This is a genomic window from Streptomyces albidochromogenes, from assembly GCF_005981925.1.
In the GTDB taxonomy this organism is placed as follows: Bacteria; Actinomycetota; Actinomycetes; order Streptomycetales; family Streptomycetaceae; genus Streptomyces; species Streptomyces albidochromogenes.
In genome coordinates, this window is sequence record NZ_VBVX01000751.1 from 1 (window position 1) to 464 (window position 464).

Here is a 464-nt window from a genome sequence, read left to right on the forward strand (position 1 = left end):
TCCGTCTGCCGTGCCCGACCTGGCCGGGCGGCCGGGCAGCCTGCTGGAGACGTTCCTGCCGTGGCTCGGCATGTGCGTTCCCGTGCTGCTCGTCCTGTCGTGGTGGCGGCGGTCGCTCGCCATGCTGGTGGCCCTGATGCTGCCCGTCGCCGCCTGGGTGGCGGGCTTCGGCGGGATGCTCGCCGGCGGATCGGCGTACGACCTGGTCGTGGTGCAGCACAACGTGAGCGACGAGAACGGTGATCCGGCGGGCACGGCCCGGGCCCTGACGAAGGTCCGCCCCGGGCTGGTCGCTCTGGAGGAGCTGACCCCGACAGCGCGGCGGTGTACGCGTCGGTCCTCCGGGCCGGCTATCCCCATCACGCGGTGGTGGGGACGGTCGGGCTCTGGTCGAAGTACCCGCTGACGGACGTGCGGCCGGTGGACATCCGGCCGACGGGAGTGGGGGCGGGCTGGAACCGGGG

At 73.7% G+C, this 464-nt stretch carries 1 pseudogene; it reads left to right on the top strand.

The annotated features are described in order from the left end of the window. A pseudogene (locus E2E34_RS35840) lies at positions 1–406 on the top strand (hypothetical protein); the annotation flags it as partial. Positions 407–464 lie beyond the last annotated feature (58 nt).